Source organism: Enterobacter sp. RIT637, from assembly GCF_019718755.1.
Classification (GTDB): domain Bacteria; phylum Pseudomonadota; class Gammaproteobacteria; order Enterobacterales; family Enterobacteriaceae; genus Enterobacter.
In genome coordinates this window covers 177,980-196,171 of record NZ_JAIHAZ010000001.1, presented here as the reverse complement: position 1 = coordinate 196,171, position 18,192 = coordinate 177,980, and the positions used below count along the sequence as shown (strand labels likewise).

The 18,192-nt window shown below is 56.2% G+C and carries 23 protein-coding genes and 1 riboswitch; of the genes, 14 read left to right on the top strand and 9 right to left on the bottom strand.

All coding sequences use genetic code 11. From position 1 onward, the window contains the following. The first annotated feature begins 56 nt into the window (after window positions 1-56). Window positions 57-449, top strand: a complete 393-nt coding sequence (locus K5E19_RS00880) for a lysozyme inhibitor LprI family protein (RefSeq protein WP_221550014.1) — start codon at window positions 57-59, stop codon at window positions 447-449. A 434-nt stretch (window positions 450-883) separates the two neighbouring features. On the opposite strand, the gene rutR is transcribed toward K5E19_RS00880, so the two are convergent. From rutR to K5E19_RS00860, 4 genes are all read right to left on the bottom strand, one after another. Beyond that, on the bottom strand, window positions 884-1,522 hold the full coding sequence (gene rutR, locus K5E19_RS00875; protein WP_221549621.1) for an HTH-type transcriptional regulator RutR: 639 nt from the start codon (window positions 1,520-1,522) through the stop codon (window positions 884-886). A 266-nt stretch (window positions 1,523-1,788) separates the two neighbouring features. Continuing rightward, a complete protein-coding gene (locus tag K5E19_RS00870) occupies window positions 1,789-2,436 on the bottom strand; it encodes a TauD/TfdA family dioxygenase (RefSeq protein ID WP_260411602.1) in 648 nt (215 codons plus the stop codon). Continuing rightward, entirely contained in the window at window positions 2,426-3,652 is a 1,227-nt protein-coding gene (locus K5E19_RS00865; RefSeq protein ID WP_221549619.1) for a radical SAM/SPASM domain-containing protein, read from the bottom strand. Before K5E19_RS00865 ends, K5E19_RS00870 begins: the two co-directional genes overlap by 11 nt. A 14-nt stretch (window positions 3,653-3,666) precedes the next feature. Beyond that, window positions 3,667-3,864, bottom strand: coding sequence for a hypothetical protein (locus K5E19_RS00860; protein WP_130624387.1), 198 nt, complete (start codon window positions 3,862-3,864; stop codon window positions 3,667-3,669). Between the two features lie 513 nt (window positions 3,865-4,377). Here K5E19_RS00860 and rutA point away from each other — a divergent pair. The 7 genes from rutA to rutG are packed head-to-tail and all read left to right on the top strand — an operon-like array spanning window position 4,378 to window position 9,812. After that, complete coding sequence (gene rutA / locus K5E19_RS00855) at window positions 4,378-5,469, top strand: pyrimidine utilization protein A (protein ID WP_221549618.1); 1,092 nt, start codon at window positions 4,378-4,380, stop codon at window positions 5,467-5,469. After that, on the top strand, window positions 5,469-6,158 hold the full coding sequence (rutB, locus tag K5E19_RS00850; RefSeq protein WP_028012657.1) for a pyrimidine utilization protein B: 690 nt from the start codon (window positions 5,469-5,471) through the stop codon (window positions 6,156-6,158). Before rutA ends, rutB begins: the two co-directional genes overlap by 1 nt. Before the next feature lie 11 nt (window positions 6,159-6,169). Beyond that, complete coding sequence (gene rutC / locus K5E19_RS00845; protein WP_010429508.1) at window positions 6,170-6,556, top strand: pyrimidine utilization protein C; 387 nt, start codon at window positions 6,170-6,172, stop codon at window positions 6,554-6,556. Window positions 6,557-6,563: 7 nt separating this feature from the next. Then, entirely contained in the window at window positions 6,564-7,364 is an 801-nt protein-coding gene (gene rutD / locus K5E19_RS00840; protein ID WP_221549617.1) for a pyrimidine utilization protein D, read from the top strand. Window positions 7,365-7,373: 9 nt separating this feature from the next. Continuing rightward, window positions 7,374-7,964: a malonic semialdehyde reductase gene (locus K5E19_RS00835; protein WP_221549616.1), complete on the top strand. Its 591-nt coding sequence runs from the start codon at window positions 7,374-7,376 to the stop codon at window positions 7,962-7,964. 9 nt (window positions 7,965-7,973) lie between these two features. Continuing rightward, window positions 7,974-8,468, top strand: a complete 495-nt coding sequence (gene rutF / locus K5E19_RS00830; RefSeq protein ID WP_023292823.1) for an NADH-dependent FMN reductase RutF — start codon at window positions 7,974-7,976, stop codon at window positions 8,466-8,468. Window positions 8,469-8,489: 21 nt separating this feature from the next. Beyond that, window positions 8,490-9,812 (top strand): pyrimidine utilization transport protein G, encoded by a 1,323-nt coding sequence (gene rutG, locus K5E19_RS00825; protein WP_221549615.1) that lies wholly within the window; start codon window positions 8,490-8,492, stop codon window positions 9,810-9,812. Here rutG and K5E19_RS00820 read toward each other — a convergent pair. Continuing rightward, window positions 9,800-10,723, bottom strand: a complete 924-nt coding sequence (locus K5E19_RS00820; RefSeq protein ID WP_221549614.1) for a DMT family transporter — start codon at window positions 10,721-10,723, stop codon at window positions 9,800-9,802. The two genes, rutG and K5E19_RS00820, sit on opposite strands and share 13 nt — an antisense overlap. Window positions 10,724-10,840: 117 nt before the next feature. After that, the gene (locus K5E19_RS00815) at window positions 10,841-11,011 is read right to left on the bottom strand and encodes a general stress protein (protein WP_001273664.1); all 171 of its coding nucleotides are present in this window, start codon (window positions 11,009-11,011) and stop codon (window positions 10,841-10,843) included. Between the two features lie 392 nt (window positions 11,012-11,403). Here K5E19_RS00815 and wrbA point away from each other — a divergent pair, with 392 nt between their 5' ends. Together wrbA and K5E19_RS00805 are read left to right on the top strand one after the other, a co-directional pair. After that, the gene (gene wrbA, locus K5E19_RS00810; RefSeq protein ID WP_010429487.1) at window positions 11,404-12,000 is read left to right on the top strand and encodes an NAD(P)H:quinone oxidoreductase; all 597 of its coding nucleotides are present in this window, start codon (window positions 11,404-11,406) and stop codon (window positions 11,998-12,000) included. A 20-nt stretch (window positions 12,001-12,020) separates the two neighbouring features. Further along, complete coding sequence (locus tag K5E19_RS00805) at window positions 12,021-12,248, top strand: YccJ family protein (RefSeq protein WP_008499832.1); 228 nt, start codon at window positions 12,021-12,023, stop codon at window positions 12,246-12,248. Window positions 12,249-12,281: 33 nt separating this feature from the next. On the opposite strand, the gene agp is transcribed toward K5E19_RS00805, so the two are convergent. Further along, window positions 12,282-13,523, bottom strand: coding sequence for a bifunctional glucose-1-phosphatase/inositol phosphatase (gene agp / locus K5E19_RS00800; protein ID WP_221549613.1), 1,242 nt, complete (start codon window positions 13,521-13,523; stop codon window positions 12,282-12,284). Window positions 13,524-13,675: 152 nt separating this feature from the next. Between agp and K5E19_RS00795 the strand changes: the two genes are divergently transcribed. Together K5E19_RS00795 and K5E19_RS00790 are read left to right on the top strand one after the other, a co-directional pair. Then, window positions 13,676-14,119, top strand: a complete 444-nt coding sequence (locus K5E19_RS00795; protein WP_047650821.1) for a helix-turn-helix domain-containing protein — start codon at window positions 13,676-13,678, stop codon at window positions 14,117-14,119. A gap of 125 nt (window positions 14,120-14,244) precedes the next feature. Continuing rightward, window positions 14,245-15,039, top strand: a complete 795-nt coding sequence (locus tag K5E19_RS00790) for an SDR family oxidoreductase (RefSeq protein WP_221549612.1) — start codon at window positions 14,245-14,247, stop codon at window positions 15,037-15,039. A gap of 1 nt (window position 15,040) precedes the next feature. Here K5E19_RS00790 and K5E19_RS00785 read toward each other — a convergent pair whose 3' ends face one another. Further along, window positions 15,041-15,400, bottom strand: coding sequence for a helix-turn-helix domain-containing protein (locus tag K5E19_RS00785; RefSeq protein WP_202774956.1), 360 nt, complete (start codon window positions 15,398-15,400; stop codon window positions 15,041-15,043). Window positions 15,401-15,500: 100 nt separating this feature from the next. On the opposite strand from K5E19_RS00785, the gene K5E19_RS00780 reads away from it, so the two are divergent. Then, window positions 15,501-16,250, top strand: coding sequence for an SDR family oxidoreductase (locus tag K5E19_RS00780; RefSeq protein ID WP_121425835.1), 750 nt, complete (start codon window positions 15,501-15,503; stop codon window positions 16,248-16,250). 1 nt (window position 16,251) lies between these two features. On the opposite strand, the gene K5E19_RS00775 is transcribed toward K5E19_RS00780, so the two are convergent. Beyond that, window positions 16,252-16,755, bottom strand: a complete 504-nt coding sequence (locus K5E19_RS00775; RefSeq protein ID WP_221549611.1) for a DedA family protein — start codon at window positions 16,753-16,755, stop codon at window positions 16,252-16,254. Window positions 16,756-16,914: 159 nt separating this feature from the next. Next, a riboswitch (M-box (ykoK) riboswitch) is annotated at window positions 16,915-17,084 on the top strand. A gap of 60 nt (window positions 17,085-17,144) precedes the next feature. Between K5E19_RS00775 and K5E19_RS00770 the strand changes: the two genes are divergently transcribed. Further along, a complete protein-coding gene (locus tag K5E19_RS00770) occupies window positions 17,145-18,146 on the top strand; it encodes a magnesium transporter (protein WP_111964506.1) in 1,002 nt (333 codons plus the stop codon). Window positions 18,147-18,192: the final 46 nt, after the last annotated feature.

Sequence of the window (18,192 nt, the reverse complement as noted above, 5' to 3'; positions counted from 1 at the left end):
AATCACCGTAGGCCGGATAAGCGCAGCGCATCCGGCTTTTTTACACGGAGGGAATGATGAAAAGAGTATTTCTCGCAGGCGCAGCACTGCTGCTGAGCGCCAGCGCGCTGGCCGACGAGTGCGACAAAGCGACCACCCAGCTTGAGCTGAATAACTGTAGCGCGCAGCAGTACCAGGCTGCCGATAAAAAACTCAACCAGACCTATCAGGCCGCCATCAAACGTGCGGCGGCCCCCCAGCGCGACCTGCTGAAAAAAGCGCAGCAGGCGTGGATTACCCTGCGCGACGCGGACTGCGCGTTTATCGGTTCGGGGACGGAAGGCGGAAGCGTCCAGCCAATGATTGTGAATCAGTGTCTGGCGGAAAAAACCGTCGAGCGCGAAGCGTTTCTGGCCTCGCTGATGCAGTGTGAAGAGGGCGACTTAAGCTGTCCTCTCCCGCCGGGCTGAGGGATCCGCACAAAATAATGCCTTCACGGACGGCCCCCTCTCCCTTGAGGGAGAGGGCTGGGGTGAGGGGGAACATACAGCTCTGGTGGTCATTCCGTTCACTTTACGTTCCTTGCTACTTTGTAACGTCATAACCTGTGAACGTGCCAGGGTGGCTCAATCGCCACCACCCTGGCAACCCGGGCTCCCGGCGGTAAATCGCCGCTTCGCGGTACCTTCGGCTAATTCCTTCCGGCTTTTCGGGGACGGGCGGAGGTAACGTCCCTGTAAAGCCCGCCCTCTCGGCGCATCCCTGCGCCTCGCCCCGGCCTGCAGGAAACGCCTCAGCGACTTACAGCCGGACCAGAGCATCGCTGCGAGTAAATCAGTTGGCTTCAAAAACCGGAATCGCTTCTGGTTAAAAAATTCTTGGAACTCCCTCTCCCGCCGGGGAACTAGCGCACGCGGATCCCTTCGATAATCATCCGCTGCACGTTTTCCAGGGTGCTGTGGAAAAACGCCTCGTCCTGCAGCGTTTTGCCGGTCACCGCTTCAACCTGGGCCGCAAAGTCAGCGTAATGCTGGGTGGAGGCCCAAATCATAAAGATCAGATGATGCGGGTCGACCGGAGCCAGCTTTCCGCTGGCGACCCATCCGGCAATAATGGCCGACTTATCGTCCACCAGCTGCTTTAAATCACCGGTAAGTTCCGCCTGCAACAGCGGCGCGCCCTGCAGCATCTCAAGACAAAACAGCCGTGATGCCTGCGGGTAATCGCGCGACACCTCCAGCTTCAGGCGAATGTACTCTTTGATCGCCACCAGCGGGGCCAGCTCTGCGCGAAACGCTTTCAGCGGCGCTAACCAGATATCGAGGATCTGCTGCATCACCGCGATATAGAGCGCCTCTTTAGACGGGTAGTAGTAGAGCAGATTGGTTTTGGATACCCCGGACTGCTCCGCCACCTGCTCCAGGCGCGTGCCGTGAATACCAAACTGCGAAAAGGTCTCCAGCGCCGCGCTGAGGATCGCCTGTTTCTTAGCGCTCACCGCCTGCGAACGTTTACCTGGTGTTTTCACTGCGCCTTGTGCCATTCCCGCTCTCCTTATTGGTTTGCCATAGCATAGCAAAAGCCCTGCTTTCTCTCGACATTTTGGGGGGGCAGGGCTGTGCCAAATCGAAAAAGGAAAGCTGTTGTGGGAGCTCGGGTGCGAATGGTGCCAGCCTTTCTTTATATCTGACTCCTTGGTCATTTAGACGGTCCGCTTTGTGCCAAAAGCGGAAGGAGCTAATAAAAGTTTGTGTGGATCAGCGGGGAGCAGGTCACACTCAAAAACATATAATGGCATTCGTGTGATTTCTACAGATAAGCACAATATCTTTCAAAGATTCGTTTTTCTTCACAGTGCTGGGTGAGTTTATTATCACCCCTCCCATGGAGGCAGCGCCAGTTATCAATAACTAAGACCCCTCCTTCTTTCCATGTTATTTCTTTTGAGAATTCATTATAAATTGAATTGATGAAATCAATCGCCCACACGTCTTTTTTAAAGTATGGTTTCATACATGTAGGGTCATACCTGAGAATACTCTGACCATATTTATGAGACATTTTCAATAGCCTTAAGGCTTTGCTTCTTTCAGGGTGAGACATTTTCCAAAGGATTTGTGATAACTTATTCCTTGCCGAAAGAGGAATTGAATGAATGTCCAAAACGAAAGTCGATCTGTTACTATTTTTGTTGTCAGTGCAATACAGCATAATGTATTTGGGAGGTGATGATTGGTAGGCGAAGTCAGTGTGAGGTGGGAATTTTCCATCTGAATATATGTTGCTCCATGCTCCCGGGTTATTATGATTTTCTTTTTGTGGCCTAATGAAATCCTTTGCAATATGTGAAAATTGCACTCCCGCTATTTTTTCAAATTCATCCATAGCTATATCATGCTTAGTAAAAAAAACAAACCCCTCATTATTCAGCGTGTTTGTTATTGGTTTAAAGTTCATCATATGGAGAGTACCCACAATCTGGTTTCCTTAGTATATTCCCACTACCATTTTGCGCATCAGGCCTGCAATCGAAGCAACCATATTTGAATTCACAATCTTTGCAGCCATCTATTTTATCTTTTGATAGTGTTGAGTATTTTTTATAGTTGGCAGATTTAATTACATCCTCGAGGTTTGAATTGATTATGTTCCCATAAGAGATGTTGCGTGTCATAATGCACGGTAAAACCTCTCCGGCCTGATTGATCGAAAACCTATCCGCATAACAATTATGAACCTGAATGTTTTTACTTGGAGGCGAGTAGCCAAAATACTTTCTTTGCGGTAACGTGTTCTCTAAATTCAAAATCTTCCATTCAGTATCCTTACCTCGGCCAACTTGAGATGGTGAAGAAATCTCATAGTCAAAAACTCCCAAGCTTTCAATAAATTCAACTATCTGTTTTTTTTCTAATGTGCAATTTAATTGCCTATAGTACCCTGCGAAAACATCAATTCCAGATCGTGTCAGTTCATCTATGTTTGCGGTCGTTTTTTTCCATGACCCATTACGTTTTGTCATCGCATCATGTGTACTTTCATCTATCCCATAAAGAGACGTTCCAACTCGGATGTTATATTTTTTCAAGGTGGAGATGAATTCTTTATTAGGTGGTAATAATGTCAAATTACTGAAGATATTTACTTTTATCTCCGGATGGTTATATTTAATGTAAATAATGAGTTCTTTAACTAGTCTCTGTCTTACAAGAGGTTCGCCACCAATTATGGTTATTAAATCAACACCCTGACGCGCTAGTTTTTCTATGATTATTTTCCATGACTCGAAGCTTAATTCATCACTCCTGTCAACTTTAGGGCTGGATTCAGAATAGCAATGTGCGCAAGATAAATTACAAGAGTTAGTTACCTCTATCCAGGCCTGTTTTAATCTCGATAGTTTGAAGCTGGTTTCTTGAGTGTTAAATTCAATATCGATTTTTTTGGGGCGACCAGCACGAAAAGCCCCAAGTTTTTTTAGCGACCATATAGCGGACCAAAACTCATTTCTTGATACACCTAAACTTGAATACTTTGCAACTTTTCCAGAAGCTAGAACTTGTAAAATGTTCGCTTGCAACAATGAAATAGGCTCAACAAAGCTATGCTCTAAATTGTATAAAGCAAATCTTTTTGCCCCTTTAAGAATTCGAATGCTGTTGGATAGTCTCATACTTGCTATTTCTCTTATGTTTTAGGGCAAGTTTCAGCTTTTGGTTTACACCCTTGTATTTGCATCCCATCTCCATTATCTAATTGGCCTGGTATTATTGTGATTATATTCACTATGGAACCACTTGCCTGAGCATCTTGAATAACATTATGAAGAAATTCATAAAAATCTTCGGGCAAGCCCGTTACAATATGCGTTGTTGAATCAGTCATACACAGCCTCGATTTAAGTTTTGACCGTAATGTAGAGCATTGATTACAACTATAGTCGGTGCCTCAAACTGAGCAGCCTCTTTCTACATTTATGTGATCCTATCCACGGAAAGTCGGATCGACGCGAAGCCAGTCACTAATGTTGACTATCTCATGCCTGTGACCTACTCACTGATGATAAAATACGGCAATGTTAGTAATGCCTATCTTTGACCAAAATGCTGTTAACAATGTCCGTTCCTCGCTCATTGCGGACGACCCGCTCCCCAATCCCCTCACTGCCCCTGCACCGCCATCGCGCACCGTTGCCTGCTTTGTGTGCATTTCTTTTGACCATTTAGTCCACTTTATTTACACCCAATTCACCAACCCCTTATTAACACATTAATAACAAAGCAATTTTGAAAACTGGCATCCCCTTTGCAAATCCCTTCTCACGAGGCTGAACAGGATATGCAGGATGCAGCGCCACGTCTGACTTTCACCCCACACTGAAATGAAGAGAGGTTCGTGATGAAAATTGGCGTATTTGTACCTATCGGCAACAACGGCTGGCTTATCTCGACCACTGCACCGCAATACATGCCGACCTTTGAGCTGAATAAAGCCATCGTGCAGAAGGCGGAGCACTACCATTTCGACTTTGCGCTTTCGATGATCAAGCTGCGCGGCTTTGGCGGCAAAACCGAATTCTGGGATCACAACCTGGAGTCCTTTACCCTGATGGCCGGGCTGGCCGCGGTCACCTCGCGGATCCAAATCTACGCTACCGCCGCCACCCTCACCCTGCCCCCGGCGATCGTGGCGCGCATGGCCTCCACCATCGACTCCATCTCCGGCGGGCGCTTTGGCGTCAACCTGGTCACCGGCTGGCAAAAACCCGAGTACGAGCAGATGGGGCTCTGGCCGGGTGACGATTACTTCTCGCGTCGCTACGACTACCTGACCGAATACGTGCAGGTGCTGCGCGACCTGTGGGGTACCGGCAAAAGCGACTTCAAGGGTGACTTCTTCACCATGAACGACTGCCGCGTCAGCCCGCAACCGTCGGTGCCGATGAAGGTGATTTGCGCCGGGCAGAGCGACGCGGGGATGGAGTTTTCCGCCAAATACGCCGACTTCAACTTCTGCTTCGGTAAAGGCGTGAATACGCCTACCGCCTTCGCCCCGACCGCCGCGCGGATGAAAGAGGCCGCCGACAAGACCGGACGCGACGTGGGCTCCTACGTGCTGTTTATGGTGATTGCCGACGAAACCGACGACGCCGCGCGCGCGAAATGGGAGCGCTATAAGGACGGCGCCGACGAGGAGGCCCTGAGCTGGCTCACCGAGCAGAGCCAGAAGGATACCCGCTCCGGGGCGGATACCAACGTTCGCCAGATGGCCGACCCGACCTCTGCGGTCAATATCAACATGGGCACCCTGGTCGGCTCGTACGCCAGCGTCGCCAGAATGCTTGACGAAGTGGCGGCCGTACCCGGGGCGGGAGGCGTCCTGCTGACCTTCGATGATTTCCTGACCGGCGTGGAGACCTTCGGCGAGCGCATCCAGCCGCTGATGCAGTGCCGCGCCCACATCCCTGCCGTCACGAAGGAGGTGGCGTAATGACGACCCTTAACGCACGCCCGGAAGCCATCACCTTCGCGCCACAGCAGAGCGCGCTGATCGTGGTGGACATGCAAAACGCCTACGCCAGCCAGGGCGGCTATCTGGATCTGGCGGGGTTCGACGTCTCCGCCACAAGGCCTGTGATTGAGAACATCAAAACCGCCGTCGCCGCCGCGCGCGCAGCGGGGATGCTCATCATCTGGTTCCAGAACGGCTGGGATGACCAGTACGTCGAGGCCGGCGGCCCCGGCTCGCCCAACTTCCACAAGTCGAACGCCCTGAAAACCATGCGTAAACGGCCCGAACTGCAGGGCAAGCTGCTGGCGAAAGGCGGCTGGGACTATCAGCTGGTTGATGAGCTGGTGCCGCAGGCGGGCGATATCGTCCTGCCCAAACCGCGCTACAGCGGCTTTTTCAACACCCCGCTCGACAGCCTGCTGCGCAGCCGGGGCATTCGTCATCTGGTGTTCACTGGCATCGCCACCAACGTCTGCGTGGAGTCGACCCTGCGCGACGGCTTTTTCCTCGAATATTTTGGCGTGGTGCTGGAGGACGCGACCCATCAGGCCGGGCCGGAATTCGCCCAGAAGGCGGCCCTGTTCAATATCGAAACCTTTTTTGGCTGGGTCAGTAACGTTGCAGATTTCTGCGACGCCCTGAATCCCCCGCTTGCCCGTATCGCCTGAGGAGACACCTGATGCCAAAATCCGTGATTATTCCGCCGGGCACCAGCACGCCCATTGCCCCGTTTGTTCCCGGCACCCTCGCCGACGGCGTGGTGTATGTCTCCGGCACGCTGCCGTTTGATAAAGACAACAACGTGGTGTTTATCAACGACCCAAAGGCGCAAACCCGCCACGTGCTGGAGACGATCAAAACCGTGATCGAAACGGCGGGTGGCACGATGGAGGACGTGACCTTCAACAGCATCTTTATCACCGACTGGAAAAACTACGCCGCGATTAACGAGATTTACGCCGAATTTTTCCCCGGCGATAAACCGGCCCGGTTCTGCATTCAGTGCGGGCTGGTGAAGCCAGAGGCGCTGGTTGAGATCGCCACCGTTGCGCACATCGCGAAGTGAGGCAGGTATGAAACTCTCCGTCTCGCCGCCCCCGTATGAGGGCGCGCCCGTGGTGGTCTTTATTTCCGGTCTCGGCGGCAGCGGCAGCTACTGGCTGCCCCAGCTGGCCGCGCTGGAGCCGGAGTATCAGGTGGTGTGCTATGACCAGCGGGGAACGGGCAATAACCCTGACACCCTGCCGGAAGGGTACAGCCTTGCGCAGATGGCGGACGAGCTGGCCCAGGCGCTGACGGATGCCGGGATTGCCCGCTACAGCGTCGTGGGCCATGCGCTGGGTGCGCTGGTCGGCCTGCAGCTGGCCCTCGACAGGCCAGACGCCCTCACCGCGCTGGTGTGCGTCAACGGCTGGTTGACCCTCAACGCCCACACCCGGCGCTGCTTTCAGGTCCGCGAGCGCCTACTGCATTCCGGCGGCGCGCAGGCGTGGGTCGAGGCGCAGCCGCTGTTTCTCTACCCGGCGGACTGGATGGCCGCCCGCGCGCCCCGTCTGGAGGCAGAAGAAGCGCTGGCGCTGGCCCATTTCCAGGGCAAATCCAACCTGCTGCACAGGCTCAGCGCCCTGAAAAAGGCCGACTTCAGCCGCCATGCCGCGCGCATTCGCTGCCCGGTACAGATCATCTGTTCCGCCGACGACATGCTGGTGCCCTCCGTCTGCTCGTCGGAACTGCAGGCGGCGATCCCGCACAGCCGCAGCGCGGTGATGCGCCAGGGCGGGCACGCCTGCAACGTCACCGAGCCGGACACCTTTAACACCCTGCTGCTGAACGGGCTTGCCAGCCTGCTGCACAGCCCGGAACCCGCTTTATAAGGAGCTTTAATGAGCGAAGCCATTACCCCCGCCGCGCTGGAAACGCTGTTCACCGGCGCCCGCACCCATAACGGCTGGCAGGATATGCCCGTCAGCGACGAAACGCTGCGCGAGATCTACAACCTGATGAAATGGGGGCCAACGTCCGCCAACTGCTCCCCGGCGCGAATTGTGTTTGTGCGAAGCGCAGAGGGAAAAGAGAAGCTGCGCCCGGCGCTCTCCAGCGGCAACCTCGAAAAAACGCTCACCGCCCCGGTCACGGCCATTGTCGCCTGGGACGGAGAATTCTACGAGCGCCTGCCCGAGCTGTTCCCGCACGGCGATGCAAAGAGCTGGTTTACCACCAGCCCCGCGCATGCGGAAGAGACTGCTTTTCGCAACAGCTCGATGCAGGCCGCCTACCTGATTTTTGCCTGTCGCGCCCTGGGGCTGGATACCGGCCCGATGTCGGGCTTTGACCGCCAAAAGGTCGACGAGGCCTTTTTCACCGGCACCACGCTTAAAAGCAATCTGCTGATCAACATTGGCTACGGCGATACCCGCAAACTCTACGGGCGCCTGCCGCGTCTGACCTTCGACGATGCCTGCGGGCTGGCGTAAGGAGCGATTATGACGACACCGGATAAACAAACCTTTCGCGACGCCATGGCCTGCGTTGGCGCGGCGGTCAACATCATCACCACCGACGGCCCGGCGGGGCTGGCAGGCTTCACCGCCAGCGCGGTGTGCAGCGTCACGGATTCACCGCCCACCCTGCTGGTGTGCCTGAACCGCGGCGCGTCCGTCTGGCCCACGTTCAGCGAAAACCGCACCCTTTGCGTGAATACCCTGAGCGCAGGACAGGAGCCTTTATCTAACCTGTTTGGCGGGAAAACGCCGATGGAGGAACGCTTTGCCGCCGCCCGCTGGCAGACGGGCGACACGGGCTGCCCGCGCCTGGAGGATGCGCTGGCCTCGTTTGACTGCCGCATCAGCCAGGTGGTGAGCGTCGGCACCCACGACATTCTGTTTTGCGACATTGTTTCGATTATCCGCCACCCCGCGCCCCAAGGGCTGGTGTGGTTTGACCGCGGCTACCACGCGCTTATGCGCCCCGCCTGTTAACCCGCTCTAAGGAGACAGACCATGTTCGGATTTCCCCACTGGCAGTTGAAATCGACCTCCACAGACGCAGGCGTGGTCGCGCCGGATGAACGCCTCCCGCTCGGGCAGACGATGGTGATGGGCGTTCAGCACGCGGTCGCCATGTTTGGCGCTACGGTGCTGATGCCAATGCTGATGGGACTCGATCCCAACCTCTCTATTTTGATGTCGGGTATCGGTACGCTGCTGTTCTTTTTCGTCACCGGCGGGCGCGTGCCCAGCTATCTCGGCTCCAGCGCCGCCTTTGTCGGGGTGGTCATCGCCACCACCGGGTTTAACGGTCAGGGGATCAACCCCAACCTGAGCGTGGCCCTCGGCGGCATCATCGCCTGCGGTCTGGTCTACACCCTGATTGGTCTGGTGGTGATGAAAATCGGCACGCGCTGGATCGAGCGAATGATGCCCCCGGTCGTGACGGGCGCCGTGGTGATGGCGATTGGCCTTAACCTCGCCCCGATTGCGGTCAGGAGCGTCTCAGCCTCGCCGTTTGAAAGCTGGATGGCGGTGATCACCGTGCTGTGCATCGGCCTGGTGGCGGTGTTCACGCGCGGCATGATCCAGCGGCTGCTGATCCTGGTCGGACTCATAGTGGCTTGCCTGGTCTACGCCCTGCTGGCCAACGTTTTCGGTTTGGGCAAGCCGGTTGATTTTACCCTGCTGCATCAAGCCGCCTGGTTCGGCCTGCCGCAGGTGACCGCGCCTACCTTCAACACCCAGGCGATGATGCTTATCGCTCCGGTGGCGGTGATCCTGGTGGCAGAGAACTTAGGTCACCTGAAAGCGGTCGCCGGGATGACCGGGCGCAGCATGGACCCTTACATGGGCCGTGCGTTCGTCGGTGACGGGCTGGCGACCATGCTCTCCGGTTCCGTGGGCGGCAGCGGCGTCACCACCTATGCGGAAAACATCGGCGTGATGGCGGTGACCAAGGTCTACTCGACGCTGGTCTTCGTGGCGGCGGCGGTGATGGCGATGCTGCTCGGCTTCTCGCCGAAGTTCGGCGCGCTGATCCACACTATTCCGTCACCGGTCATCGGCGGCGCATCGATTGTGGTGTTTGGGCTGATCGCCGTGGCCGGGGCGCGCATCTGGGTGCAGCATCGGGTCGATCTCAGCCAGAACGGCAACCTGATTATGGTGGCGGTCACGCTGGTGCTGGGCGCGGGCGATTTTGCCCTGACGCTGGGCGGGTTCACGATTGGCGGGATTGGCACGGCAACCTTCGGCGCGATCCTGCTTAACGCCCTGCTGAGCCGCCGGATGGCCGCCGCGCCGCAGGGCACCGTGGTGCATCAGGATTCCTGATTTAACGCCGCGCTGTCATTTTCTGGCAGCGCGTTTTTCTTCCGTTTGAGCTTTAACTCGCTCACCAGCACCCCGGCGACAATAAATGCCGCGCCCACCAGCGCGAGCAGCGGCAGACGCTCACCTGCAATGCGTCCGAAAATGCCCGCCCAGACCGGTTCTCCGGTATAAATCACCGTCGCGCGGGTTGGCGATACGCTGCGCTGCGCCCAGTTCATGGTGACCTGAATAATGGCGCTGAAGATACCCAGCCCCAGTGCAACCACCACCAGACCGGTGGACATCGGCGGCACGGACTCGCCTGCCGGCACCATCGTCGCAAAGGCCACCAGCGACGCCGTAGCGAGCTGCACCACCGTCACCCGCTTGACGTCGACCTTGCCCGCCCAGGCGCTAATCAGAATAATTTCTGCCGCAATGGCAATCGCCCCAATCAGGGTGATGATTTCGCCCGACCCCAGCGCCAGCAGGTTATTTTCCGGCCCGGCCAGTAAGATGAGACCGATAAACGCCAGCACGATGCCGATGCAGGACATCAGGCCCGGAATTCTGCCGAGACAGAGCCACTGCAATAGCGGCACCAGCGGTACATACATCGCAGTGATAAACGCGGATTTGCTGCTGGAGATGGTCTGCAATCCCCACGTCTGCAGGCTGTAGCCCATTGCTATCGCTACCCCAATCGCCACCCCCGCCTTCAGCTCTTTAAGCGTCAGCCCCCGCAGCGTTTTAAGCGAAATCAGCCCTACCGCAATCGCCGCCGTCGCAAAGCGCAGGCCAACAAAAAAGAACGGATCGCTGAGAGTTACCGCGTACTGAACGGCCAGAAACGTCCCGCCCCAGAACATGGTAATGAGAATGAGGATGGCTTCCTGCGGTTTAACGGAGAATTTGAAGCGTGAGACAGACATGCGGCACTCGCAATTAAGATCAATTCTCTAGTGTGCGTTGCCTTTGGTTACAGTTCAATGTTGCAGAAATAAAAAAACCGCCGGGAGAGCCCGGCGGCAGGGAGTCAACCCGGCGTACTACTTGTTGCTGCCGTGGCTGTTTTTGCCCCCTTTTTTACCAGCCTCAGATGCGCGCTGAGGGTCATTTTTGAAGTTCCCCCCGCTAGACTGGCCACCTTTACGACCTGCTTCTGATGCTCTTTCACGGTCTTCAGCGAAATTACCTGAACCACCACGATGGTTTGCCATCTCTAACCTCCAGAGTGTGAAACATTAGACATCATATTGCATTCAGTAAAAGAGGATTCTTTCACCTCGCGACTCAAGGACAGTGCCTTTATCTGTGCCGCGTGAAACTAAGCTTAGTGGAATGCGGCTATCCATCAAGCCAGAGGTAATATTCTGCAACATGATCTCAGTCTTTTGGGTGAGACGACGCGACGGCGACTCATAAACCTTTCTTATCATTTCAAAATTCGACTGACAGAAAGTTGTTTCATTTTGCTACAAAGCCTTTTTTGTAACCATATTGTTATAAATCAAAGAAATGCCCTTCATTTTTGCAGTCTGGCTGTGATGGCATATCTTTAAAAGAACGCAGCGATCCGCTGTCAGAAAAAACAAACGAGGAGTGATGCAAAATGGCAAAAGTTCTGGTGCTCTATTATTCCATGTATGGACACATTGAAACCATGGCTCACGCGGTAGCAGAAGGTGCAAACAGGGTTGATGGCGTTGAGGTTGTGGTGAAACGCGTACCGGAAACCATGCAGGCGGAAGCCTTCGCGAAAGCCGGGGGCAAAACGCAAAACGCTCCGGTCGCCACCCCGCAGGAGCTGGCGGATTATGATGCCATTATCTTCGGCACCCCGACCCGCTTCGGCAATATGTCAGGCCAGATGCGTACCTTCCTCGATCAAACCGGCGGACTTTGGGCATCCGGGGCGCTCTACGGCAAACTCGCCAGCGTATTCAGCTCTACCGGCACCGGCGGCGGTCAGGAGCAGACGATTACCTCAACCTGGACTACCCTTGCTCATCATGGGATGGTGATTGTGCCGATTGGCTACGGCGCGCAGGAACTGTTTGACGTTTCCCAGGTGCGCGGCGGTACGCCTTACGGCGCAACCACCATTGCCGGTGGGGACGGTTCACGCCAGCCAAGCAATGAAGAACTGGCTATCGCCCGCTATCAGGGTGAACACGTCGCGGGTCTGGCCAAAAAACTGAACGGCTAACACCCAACAGGAGGACAAGCATGCCAACTCAAGAATCCAAAGCTCACCACGTGGGCGAATGGGCAAGTTTACGCAACACCTCTCCGGAGATTGCCGAAGCTATCTTTGAAGTCGCGAAGTACGATGAAAAGCTGGCCGAGCAGATTTGGGAAGAAGGTAACGATGAGGTGCTGGTGCGCGCCTTCGAAAAAACGGATAAAGACTCGCTCTTCTGGGGTGAGCAAACCATCGAACGTAAAAACGTCTAAGCGTTTCCCCCCGCCGCAGCGGGGGGTTCTCTTTTACTTCGCCGCGTTATTCATCACCGCATTGAATTTATCGACAGGACAGAAGCCGTTCGCATCCACCGGGCAGCCTTTCAGCTCCAGCGTCACGCGCTGCGCAGGGGCCTGCAGCGATAGCACGCTGGCGTTACGCAGCTGCTCTGAACTCTGGTAGACATACTCAATTTTCATCAGCTCCTGGTTGGCGTTTTTGTCATGCCAGCGCTGGAAGACAATTTTGCCGCCAATCGGGGTGCGCTCCTGCTGGTCGTGCAGTTGGTACGGTTTGAAATCCAGGGCAGTCAGCAGGGAAGCAATGTTCGAGTCATGCCCTACCAGCAGGGTGATTTTCGGCGCTTTCGCCTGTTCGGTGACCAGCGTTTTATCAATGTACTTCACCAGCGGCTTCGCCACGTTTTGCGCCACCTCGGTAGAGGTAAACAGCGAGTCCTGATAGCCGTTCTTCAGCTTCGACAGCACGCGCCACTGCTGGTCGGTTTTGATTTCGCCCCAGGCCACCTGGTCGGCCGGGAAGCCTTCGTAATACTGCAGCGTGAACGCGTCCACCAGCGAGTTACCCACCTTCAGCGGCCCGGATACGCCAGGCTCTTTTTCATAGTCGGCGCTGAAGGTGTCTTTCGCGTCTGCCAGCGAGCAGACCTTTTTCTCTTTGCAGGACGGAGAATCGGCGTAGTTCGTCATCTGCTCCAGCAGCTTATAGCTTTCGGTAAGCTGCATTTTCTGCCGCTCGGACTCCATCGCCTTCAGCGCTTTTTCACGGAATTCCGGCGAGTTATCGGTAATCACCGGATTGAAGGTCGGATCCATGGTGCCCATTTTTTCCTGATGGTGCACGGGAACGTCGCAGCCCGGGAACGCGCCGGTGATAAAGAACTGCGCGGTGGCGACGGTGCGCTGCAGGCTGTTGGCATAGGCATAAACGCTATCCGCCGCTGGACATTCTCCCGTCTTCACCATCCCCTGCTGCGCCAGCCACTCGCGCATGTAATGGCCCATATAGACTTCCAGCACGCCACCCTTGGTAGTGAGCTGACCGCCCGGCACCTCCCACTCCGGCCACTGCTTCGGCGTGGACTGCTCCAGCACGCTGCCGTTATTGGCGAGCGGCGCGCGCAGGTTATGGCGACTCATGATTAAAACTTGCTCCAGCTGATACCCTTCCGGCGTCTCTTGCGCCTGCACGCCAAACGTTGCTGAAATGGAACCGGCGACTGCCAGCGCGAGTAGTGCTTTTCTCATCCCTAATTCCTCACTCGTTTTAAAATGTCGCGTTCAGTGTGACAGATTGGTGACAATTTTCCGGGAAGCATTTCTCAAACTGATGATTAACGTGCTTACGACGCGCGCAGATTAGTTTTATAATAAAACCACACCCTACCGGAGAATTGACCGTGAAACGTACCCGCCTCGAAGAGAGCACCTGCCCCGTCGCCCGTTCGCTGGATATCATCGGCGACTGGTGGTCGCTGTTGATCGTGCGCGACGCGCTGCGCGGGATTAAACGCTTCGGCGAGTTCCAGAAAAGCCTCGGTATCGCAAAAAACATGCTGACCACGCGGCTGAAGCTGCTGGTCGACGAAGGCATCCTCCGGCTTCAGCCCGCGTCCGACGGCAGCGCCTGGCAGGAGTATGTCCTGACCGAGAAAGGGCGCGCCCTGCAAACGGTGCTGGTTGCCCTCTCCCAGTGGGGGAATGAATTTTTGTTTGCTGAAAACGAATGCGGCACCGTGCTGGTCGATGCCGAACAGCGCAAACCCCTGCGCAAGCTGGCGCTTATCGCCGATGATGGGCGCGAACTGACGCCTGAAGAGATCGTGGCTAAACTCCCCTCCTGATCGTTCCCGAAGGCAAAAGCACAAAATGCCCACCAAAATGGTTGCATTATAAAACCAAATAGCCGAGAGTTAATTAAGTTTCATCTTGAAACCAAATAACCCACTTTGCCTTGAGGTAACACACGATGACTACGCAAATCACCACCGCCCTGATTACGGGCGCCTCTTCCGGAATTGGTGCCGTCTATGCCGACCGTCTTGCCGCGCGCGGCGCTAACCTGGTGCTGGTTGCCCGCCGCGAGGATCGCCTGAAAACCCTCGCTGCCGACCTGCGTGCGCGCTATGGCGTGGCCGTCGACATTCTGGTGGCCGATCTCACCGATGAAGCCGGGATCCGCGCCGTGGAAGAGGCGCTGCGCAGCAATACCGCCATTGATACGCTCGTTAACAACGCGGGCACCGCGCAGATGGCACCGTTCCTCGCAGGCGATGTGGCGCAGCATCAGGCTATTAACACCCTGAACACCACGGCGCTGATGCGTCTGACCTACGCCATCCTGCCCCGTCTGGCGCAGAACAATCGCGGCACGCTGATCAATATCGCCTCGGTGTTAGCGCTGCACGTCCGCGCCGGTAGCGCCCTCTACAGCGCCACCAAGGCGTGGGTACTGAGCTTTACCCGTGGGCTACAGGAAGAGTTTGCCGACAGCAGCGTGCGCATTCAGGCCGTACTGCCCGCCGCCACCGCGACAGAAATCTGGAGTCATTCGGGCGTCACGGTGAACGATCTGCCGGAAGGATCGGTAATGACCACCGACGATATGGTGGATGCGTCGTTGGCGGGTCTGGATCAGGGTGAACCGATCACCATCCCGCCGATGCACGACGCAGGCCTGTGGGATCGCTACGAAGCGGCGCGCCTTGAGCTATTCAACAGCGCGCGCACCGGCATTCCGGCCCCGCGCTACGTAAAACAGTAGCCTAACGCTCAAGCTGGTCGCCGTACTCGCTCATCCAGGCGGCCAGCGGCGAGAGTGCGTCCTGCAGGGTTAGCCCCAGCCCGGTGATCTGATACTCCACGCGCGGGGGGATCTCCGGGTAGACCGTCCGCGTCACCAGCCCGCGCTGCTCGAACAGGCGCAGCTGCTTCGTCAGCTCTTTCTGCGTGATGGGGGCAGCGGCTCGCAGCAGATCGCCAAAGCGTACGGGCGTGTTGAACACAATCAGGCGGTAGAGAATGGGGATCGCCCATTTACCGGATATCAGGTTGACAAACTGCGTCATCGGGCAAGTATACGCCTCAGATTTTTTTTCGCAGCACACCTCCAGCCTTTCTGCCATAGCACACCTCTTGCCTCGTTAGTATCCATTTGGTACCTGGTTTCCTTTCGATACTAACGTTTCTATAGTGCTTTCTCCAGTGACATTTCAGGAGAAGAACATGGGTCGTTTAACAGATAAATATACGCTGATTACCGGCGGTACCAGCGGCATCGGCCTCGCCACCGCGCAGGCGTTTATCGCCGAAGGCGCGCACGTCGCCGTGACCGGACGTAACCCGGAAACGCTCGCCGAGGCAGAACGTATTCTTGGCGATAAAGCTTGGGTGATCCCAACCGATGCGGGCGATATCGCGTCGCAAAAAGCGCTGGCGGACACCCTCGCCGCCCGCTGGCCTCGCCTGGACGCGGTGTTTCTCAACGCGGGCGACGTCACGCACGCGCCGCTGGAAGCCTGGCAGGAGGATGCCTGGGACCGCCTGATGGGCATCAACCTGAAGGGACCGTTCTTTTTAATTCAGGCGCTTCTGCCGCTGCTGAATAATCCGTCGTCGGTGATCCTCTGCGGCTCCGTAAGCGCGCGCATCGGTCTGCCCACCAGCAGCGTGTATGCCGCGAGCAAGGCCGCCCTGCTGTCGCTGGCGCGCACGCTCTCGGCGGAGCTGCTGCCGCGCGGGATCCGCGTCAACGGCCTGAGCCCCGGTCCGGTGGAAACCCCGGCGTTTACGAAGACGGGCCTAAGCGACGAGGCGCTTAACGCGATGATGGCAGAGGTCATCAAGCTGGTGCCGCTCGGCAGAATGGGCTCGACGACGGAGCTGGCAAAAGCCGCGCTCTATCTGGCCTCCGACGAGTCGAGCTACACGGTGGGAACGGAGCTGCTGGTGGACGGCGGAATGGGGAGTTTATAACTCAAAAGGCGCTGATGCCGGTGACGATGCCGACATACAGCGCCGCCCATGCGCAGGCGGAAAGCAGGCTGACGGCGTAGACCTTTGCTGCATTCAGCCTGAGCATCCCCGCCGCCAGCGGGACGATGTAACGCAACACCGCCAGAAAGCGCGACGTAAACAGCACGATGACGCCGTTCTTTTGCAGCTGATGCTGTACCCGCAAGAACTTATCGGCATGCTTTGAGGTGAAGCGCGTGACCAGCCGGGTGTGCCCCATCAGCTGGCCGATATGGTAATTCAGCACCGAACCCGCCGCTGCTCCCATTACCACGGCGAGCCACGCCAGCGCGGGAGGCATGCTCGCCTGGCTGACGGTAATGCCCGCCAGCAGCATCACCGAGGCGGGCGGCAGTACGGAGGAGATCAGCACCGTCGATTTACTCAGCGCCATCACAAATAACAGCGCGAAAAGATGTGCCGGATAGAGCGCAAAATGATTCAGCAAATTATCAAACCACGCCATTTTCCTCTCCTCCGTTGATTATATAATCCTCCATTAGAAATGAATTACCTTAAATAAACCGTCAACGCTTTATTAATAAGATTCTCCTAAACCGTTCTTAAACATTATTTAATTTCCCGAGCGACAATATCAAATAAGCGTATTATTTCTCACGTTTTACAACGATCTCGTTATGGCGAGGCTCCTGTACAAATACACGTTATCGCTCTGGTGGGTTCGAGAGAACCGGCACAGGGTAAAACAGGCACTGTCGAATCAAGGCTTTGTCAGTATAACTTCCCTCACGGGATACGGTGTACAGTGCTGAACCCAGGACGTGGGGATCTCCTCTTCGACATGCCCTGTCTTGCTCGCCCCTGAGAGATGTTATTATTCAAAGGGAATTCACTATGTCTTACGCTATTCACAACCAGAATCTGGCATTCAATGACAGCGCTGTCGCGCAATATATGAATACCGATTTTATTGTCCTCGATATTTCATTATGCGTGGCGCTGGCGCGCGAGCAATTCTTCGAAAAATTAAAAGACGACGATATTCCGTCTCATATTTTTATTGAAGACAATGGCCGCCTGGCGGGCATGATTGCCGTGCGTAAATTGCTGCAGACCGCCGATACGGTACAGCCGGTGAAATCGCTGATGATTTCGCAGTTTTTGCAGGTCAAACCGGAGGATGAACGTGCCGACGTTGCCGGGCTGCTGGCGCACGGCGGCGCGGACGTGGTGCCCGTGGTCACCCACGGCAAGCTCGTCGGCTGCCTGACCGAGCGCGAAATCGCCCATCTGCTGGAAGATGACGTCACCGAAGACGCTCAGCTTCAGGGGGCGACGCTGCCGCTGGAGAAGCCGTATCTGGACACCAGCCCGTACAGCCTGTGGAAGAAACGTTCCGTCTGGCTGCTGCTGCTGTTTGTCGCAGAGGCCTACACCAGCTCGGTGATCCAGCATTTTGAAGAGGCGCTGGAGTCCGCCATCGCGCTGGCGTTCTTTATTCCGCTGCTGATCGGCACGGGCGGCAACAGCGGGACGCAGATCACCTCCACGCTGGTGCGCGCCATGGCGCTGGGAGAAGTCCGTCTGCGCGACGTTGGCCGCGTGCTGCGTAAAGAGATGACCACCTCGCTGATGATTGCCGCCACGCTCGGTATTGCCGGGTGTATCCGCGCCTGGATGATGGGGATTGGGCTGGAAATCACGCTTATCGTCAGCCTGACGCTGGTGTGCATTACGCTCTGGAGCGCGATTGTGTCGTCCGTCATTCCGATGGTTCTCAAGCGCTGCGGCATTGACCCGGCGGTCGTCTCCGCGCCGTTTATCGCGACGCTTATCGACGGCACCGGGCTGATTATCTACTTTAAGATCGCGCAATATACGCTGGGGCTGGAGTAACGCTGACCTTGCCGGGTGGCGCTGCGCTTATCCGGCCTACCCATCC